6 protein-coding genes are annotated in these 6,570 nt (G+C 51.1%); all 6 read left to right on the forward strand.

The features are described from left to right. Nucleotides 1–7 precede the first annotated feature (7 nt). Entirely contained in the window at nt 8–1,033 is a 1,026-nt protein-coding gene (locus ABD836_RS16910) for a PilW family protein (RefSeq protein ID WP_344938247.1), read from the forward strand. Continuing rightward, nucleotides 1,030–1,578, forward strand: coding sequence for a pilus assembly PilX family protein (locus tag ABD836_RS16915; protein WP_344938249.1), 549 nt, complete (start codon nt 1,030–1,032; stop codon nt 1,576–1,578). The genes ABD836_RS16910 and ABD836_RS16915 overlap by 4 nt, the downstream gene beginning before the upstream one ends. A gap of 17 nt (nt 1,579–1,595) precedes the next feature. Continuing rightward, complete coding sequence (locus ABD836_RS16920; RefSeq protein WP_344938251.1) at nt 1,596–5,126, forward strand: pilus assembly protein; 3,531 nt, start codon at nt 1,596–1,598, stop codon at nt 5,124–5,126. A 73-nt stretch (nt 5,127–5,199) separates the two neighbouring features. Beyond that, entirely contained in the window at nt 5,200–5,283 is an 84-nt protein-coding gene (locus tag ABD836_RS16925; RefSeq protein WP_344938261.1) for a hypothetical protein, read from the forward strand. Next, on the forward strand, nt 5,261–5,590 hold the full coding sequence (locus ABD836_RS16930) for a type IV pilin protein (RefSeq protein WP_344938253.1): 330 nt from the start codon (nt 5,261–5,263) through the stop codon (nt 5,588–5,590). Before ABD836_RS16925 ends, ABD836_RS16930 begins: the two co-directional genes overlap by 23 nt. Nucleotides 5,591–5,974: 384 nt before the next feature. Next, on the forward strand, nt 5,975–6,570 hold a 596-nt coding region (locus ABD836_RS16935), incomplete at its 3' end, for a hypothetical protein (RefSeq protein WP_344938255.1).

Here is a 6,570-nt window from a genome sequence, read left to right on the forward strand (position 1 = left end):
TGGCGATATGAAACGCCAATCCCAAACTGGTTTCGGCATTATCGAGCTCATGATCGCCATCACCCTCGGTATTGTTCTGAGCGGCGCAGTGATCCAAGTAACCCTCGCCAGTCAGCGCAGTCAGCGCGTACTGGAAGCGGTATCACAGCTCCAAGAGAGTGGCCGTATTGCTGTAAGTTTCCTTACTCGCGATTTGCGTATGGCCGGATATATGGGATGCCCAAATTTAGAACGCATCCCGGTAAATGTAATTGCAAAAACCCCGCCAAGCGATTTGAATTTTACAGCAGAAAATGTACTGATAGGCCAAGACAATGTGAGCGCTGGCAACGCATATAGCGCTGTTGCAAACACCGACATAATAAGTATTCAGCGCGCGGTTACACCTGCCGCAAATTTAACCGGCAACATGGCAACAAACAATGCCAACATACAAATCAGCAGTAACCCCGCCGGCCTCGGCGCAGGCGATTTTGTTTTTATAACAGACTGTATCAATGCCGATCTTTTTAGTGCGACGACGGTCTCTAACGGCAACGGGAATCAAATCACCATCGCCCACGCTAGCAACAGAAATATCACGAACAAATTAAGTAAGATTTACGGCAGCGACGCCGAAATCATGGGATTTCAATCACTCGTCTATTTTGTTCGCGACAGTGGGCGCACCACTCCAGCAGGCAACGCCATACATTCTTTATGGGTGCAAGCACGCAGCCTTGGCAATGGTGCAGCGCCGATTGCCACTGAGCTAGTCGAAGGTGTAGAAGACATGCAAATCACCTACGGCGAAGATACAGATGATGATCGTGATATCGATGCTTACCGCAGCGCCGCTGATGTTACTGACTTTTCGGCTGTACTGAGCGTCCGTATTGAATTGCTTATGCACAGCCTTGACGACAATATTATTGGCTCTTCTGGTGAGTTTGTGCAGAACAGTCTTAGCTTTAATGGCGCCGCCGTCGCCAGCGATCAACGCCTGCGGCAGGTGTACAGCACGGCCGTCGCCATTCGCAACCGACTACCATGAACAGCGCTAAGATGATGGAACTCACTATATCCGTAAGCCCGCCAAAGGCAAATTTGCAACGGGGTGCGGTACTGATTGTTTGCCTAATATTTATGCTGATTCTGGGTGTTATTTGCGCCAGTGCCCTGCAGTCAACAACACTGCAAGAGCGCATGGCTGGCAACACCCGCGACAATAACTCTGCTTTTCAAGCGGCAGAAGCCGCACTGCGTGCTGGTGAACAAGTATTACAAGCCGCAGCGCTTGGCCCTTTTAATGGCAGTAACGGTCTCTACAAGCAATGCAGTGGTGCCGCCGTTGAATGCTCGCCGCCAGATTGGGCCGACCCAACGTCTACGGGCTGGCTTAGCGCAGACGCCATTGGTGAAGTTTATCGTGCACCACAATATTACCTTGAAGAACTGACTCAGCTTGACGACCCCCTCGCCTCGCTAGATGCTGGCACCCCCGTCAAAGTCATTAGCAATTACCGTGTTACTGCCCGTGGTTTTGGGATCAGCGACAGATCGATGATTGTGCTGCGCACAATTTATCGCCGCGAATAGCAGAACGAGGATCGCCTATGATCGCTAAACCGAGCTGGCATAATAAAATGCGCGCACTCACATCGATACTACTGGCGCTGACCTCGCCAATGGGACTCGCTGCGCTCAATGTCGCCGATACACCCTTATCATTTGCCTCAGGCGTAACACCCAATATCATTATGGCTATAGATGATTCTGGCAGCATGGATGCCGAATTGCTCATGCCCACTAATGACGGCGCGCTTTGGTGGCATACTGGCAGCAAGAGTTTTACTGGCCGAGACAAAAATGATAACGCAGCTAGCGGCGTTATCAATTTCAATAAGGTAGGCGGCGCAGACAGCACTTGGAAAAAATACATCTACATTTTCCCCAACGGCACCGGCACCGGTAAGCGTGTCTACGGCGATAGCAACAACGATCACTATGCAGTGCCGCCTACCCCTGCCTATGCCTTTGCCCGATCACCTGACTACAACAAAGCGTATTTTAACCCCGCCGACACCTACGTGCCGTGGCCCAGCGTCGGCAGTGGCACATTCAGTAACATCGACCCGAGCAACGCGCCCAGCGATCCAACCCGAGGTACATTTAACTTTGACCTAACCCAAGAGATTAGCAACAACAACGACAACCGCAAATTTCGACTACAACCGGGGATGCGATTTGACGGGTCCGACGTCACAACAACCGAAAGTAAAGAAATAGCCTACTACCCGGCCACATTTTACTTAGTAGATCCTCTACCAAGCGAATATGGGTTCACCGGCACCACCCTGACCGGCTATGCGCCGGACGGCAGCAGCACGCTCTATGGTTACGAAATAAAATCGAGCAATTTTTCGTCAGCGGCAAACTACGACGCCATGATGCAAAATTTTGCGAATTGGTTTTCCTATTACCGCAAACGTCATTTAGCAACGCGTGCCGGTGTGGCCTTGTCGTTCTTTGACGTTAACAATGCCAGGGTCGGCGAATTAACCATAAACCATCGCGACCCCGTCACCATGAAGACCCTAGCGGACAGCAGTGACCGCAACAGTTTCTTCGATGCGATTTATTCCCGTGGTGGCAATAGTGGTGGCACCCCGAACAAGGAAGCGCTCGACTATGTTGGCAAGCAATTCCAACGTTCAAATTCTGGAGCACCCATCACCCATGCTTGCCAAGCTAATGCCGCTATTCTTTTCACTGACGGCTACAGCAATGTGAGCAACATCAGCGGCGTAGGGAATGAGGACGGCGATAAGGGTGCGCCCTACGCCGATTCTGCGAGTTCTACCATGGCCGATATCGCTATGAAGTACTACGACACCCCTTTACGGCCAAGCTCCGATTTTGCTACCGGACAAGTGCCCGTTGCTGAGGCCTGCAACCGCCAGAACCACCCGCCGGGTTTAGACTGTAAAACAGATTTACACATGCTCAGCTACGCGGTGACCTTGGGTACCGGGGGCCTGCTGTACGACCCAGAAAATCCAGCAGACCCTTACGCCAATCCACCGAGCTGGCACACATCCTTTGAAAATCGCAGCCCAACCGCCATCGACGATTTGTGGCACGCCACGATCAACGGCCGTGGCGCGCTGCTTATTGCCAGCAAGCCCGTAGAAATTGCCGAAAAACTAAAATCGGCCATCACACAAATTCTGCAATCGGTGGGCTCGTCATCATCCATCGCCACCAACTCGACACGCTTAGATTCCGACACCCTAATATTTCAAGCTCGCTATGACACGCGGGACTGGTCGGGACAAATACTTGCCTATGAAGTAGGGAGCGATGGCGAACTGGCAGACCTAAACTGGGACACGAACAGCAACAATAGTATTGCCCCTCACGCCAGCCGCAATATTCTAACCTGGACCAGCAGTGCCGCTAACTTCACCTGGGATAATTTGGGCGCCACTGAAAAACTCGCCCTTACCGTCGACCTCAGTAGTGCTAGCGCCTTAGTTGAAGGTCCGCGCCGCGTAAGCTGGCTGCGCGGCGACCAAAGTTTGGAAGGGGTCAACTCCAACTACCGCATTCGCTCGCACCTGTTGGGTGATATCGTCAACTCCAACCCCTATTTCCACTGGAATCAAAACTATGGGTTTTCACGGCTCGCGGGCACAGAAGGTAGTAGCTACGCAGCTTATCTGGAAAGCAAAAAAACTGAACCACCCATGCTTTATGTAGGCGCAAACGACGGCATGCTTCATGGCTTTAATGCGAGTACCGGCGCAGAAAAATTTGCTTATATCCCGAACAGTGCCTATTCCGACCTGTATAAACTCAGCAAGCCAGACTACCAGCACAAGTACTTTGTCGACGGCTCCCCTATCGTCATTGACGCATACTGGGACAGTGCCTGGCACTCAGTATTAGTTGCTAGCACTGGCGCCGGCGGCGGCTCAATCTTTGCCATCGACGTGACTGACCCCGACAATATCGACACCACGGATGTACTTTGGGATTTTCGCACCTCAGTAAGTTCTAGCAACAAACTCGGTTTGAGCATGAGTAATCCCGTACTCACCCGCTTAGCCAGCGGCGACTGGGTAGCGATATTTGGCAACGGCTACAATAGCGGCGATACCGTAAAACTGTTTGTGGTTAACCTGCAAACTGGCGCTCTCATCAAAGCAATCGACACCAAGGAATCTGGCACCGACAATGGCCTTGGCGATGTATTGGCTGTTGATATCGACAGCGACCGCATCACCGACTACGTTTATGCTGGTGACCTCAAAGGCAATGTGTGGAAGTTTGACTTAAGTAATGGCAACAGTAATCAATGGGACTCGGCTTTTAAAACTGGCAACACACCTAAGCCATTATTTGTCGCCAAAGATCCCACCGGCAATACCCAAGCCATCACCGCAGGCATGACTTCGGGGCCCCATCCAGACGATGGCATTATGATTTATTTCGGCACCGGAAAATATTTTGAAGAGGGTGATTCAATCGTTGAAAATTCGCCACAATTACAAAGCTTTTACGGTATTCGCGATACCGGTAGTCAGATTTCAGCCCGCGCCGATCTACAACAGCAAACCATCAGCTATGAAGGTTTTCCTACCTTGCGCAACGGCACAGCGGAATTTGCCGTCCGGGTAGTGTCAAATACCAGCGTAGATTACAGCGCAAAATCAGGTTGGTATCTCGATTTGATCAACCCATCTGCTAGTGACGGCGCCGGAGAACGCGTAACCGATCAAGCCATATTGCGCAATGGCCGGATAATATTCCCAACCCTTATCCCGTCAGCCGACCCCTGTAACTTTGGCGGCACGGGCTGGCTTATGGAAATCGACAGCATCAATGGCGGTCGACTAGCAGACACCGTGCTCGACATCAATGGCGACGGTTTTATCAATGATGACGACATGGTCGACATTGGCGGCGACTTCTTTCCTCCCAGCGCCAAGAAATTCGACCAACTGCTTACTCGCCCCGGCATAATTGGCGCTGGTGAAAAAGAGTATAAATACACATCTGGCTCTAGAGGCAGTATTGGTATCACCCTTGAACGGGGAACCGGTAACGAATTAGGACGGCAATCGTGGTGGCAGCTGCGATAAAAAACCAAAGCAATCGAACTGCAACTTACCTGGGCACACGCGCAGAGCCGGTTTTAGCTTAATAGAGATACTCATCGTTATTGCCTTCATCGGAATACTAGCGATTATCGCCTGCCCGTCTTACCAGGAATCGATTGCCAAGGCCTCGCTGCAATGATGCTGCCGGTGCCTTGTTCGAGGCAGCCCAAGCCCTTGAACGCTATTACAGTGCTAACAACTGCTATACCAATCGCAGCGGTAATTTGCCTACGGTATTTCCAAGCGCAGTCCCCAATAGCGACGCCGGCAACTACAATATTGCAGTTGCCGGCACACCCACAGCCAATACCTGCACATTACGCGCTAGTCGAACTGGCAGCATGACCGGAGACCAATGCGGTAACTTGCAAATAAACCAATCGGGAACCCTCACATCAGACGCCGCAACGAGCGGCTACATCGTCGCCAAATGCTGGCGGCGCTAGGTACTTATCAGGCATAAACACCGCAGCAAAGTAATCCCCGTCACACACGAACCCCATGGATGCCGCCTCAAAATTACATTCTGGTAATTTTGAGTAATAATTACGCTCAACAGAAATGTTTATCTCCTTGTTTCTTATCATTTTTCGCTAATTCGGCGATATTCACCCGCAAATATTGCCACTTAACGACATTGTCACGTTTAAAGTGAAATGTATACTAGGTGTAAATATGCACCGACAACACGCCAATATTAAGCAATAACAAAACCCTGGCGCGACATCGGACGCGAATAAAAATAGTGATATTCCCTAACTCACCCCAGCTTCTCCGTGCCGATCCGTGGTGAGAAAACCAGCTCTTTGCCCCATGCCAGAGGTGTATGCATGAAATACGCGATTAAACCGCTAACATTCCTTATTTCTAGCCTGATTTTATCGGCTTGTGGTGGGGGTAGCAGTGTCTCTACCAACACCCCGCCGACCTCATCACCAAACAGTCAAACAGGCTATGTAATCGACGGACCCGTAAAGGGTTTGCGCTACACCCGCAATAGCGGCACATCGGCTATCACCCCAGCAGACGGTAGCTTTGAATTTATCCCCCAGGAAACAGTGCGCTTTTTCCTCGGCAGTATTCCGCTTGGCACGGTAGTCACCACGGTAAACACCGTGTTTGTTACACCCCGCCAGCTCGCCAATGGCGACGACGCCATGCGTACCAACATCGGACGTTTCCTCATTACTCTGGATTCGGACAAGAATCCAAATAACGGCATCGACATAACAAGCGCTGTTCAGCAGGCTGCAAGTAACTTTAGCGGCACCGTCGATTTCAATAACTTTGACGGCAGTACTTTAGCCACCTTTGCGCGCAACGCAAACAATGATGGCGAGCGCGACATCATTAGTAACGAAGCCGCAATAGCACACCTTGACGCCAGCGAAACTGATATCGCCGACGGCCAGTACGACTATGACAG

It is taken from the genome of Zhongshania borealis (assembly GCF_039539625.1).
Classification (GTDB): Bacteria; Pseudomonadota; Gammaproteobacteria; order Pseudomonadales; family Spongiibacteraceae; genus Spongiibacter; species Spongiibacter borealis.

Excerpts from the sequence above, each read along its gene's own strand:
- ABD836_RS16910 (WP_344938247.1), top strand. The coding sequence starts at position 8 with ATGAAACGCCAATCCCAAACTGGTTTCGGCATTATCGAGCTCATGATC.
- ABD836_RS16915 (WP_344938249.1), top strand. The coding sequence starts at position 1,030 with ATGAACAGCGCTAAGATGATGGAACTCACTATATCCGTAAGCCCGCCA.
- ABD836_RS16920 (WP_344938251.1), top strand. The coding sequence starts at position 1,596 with ATGATCGCTAAACCGAGCTGGCATAATAAAATGCGCGCACTCACATCG.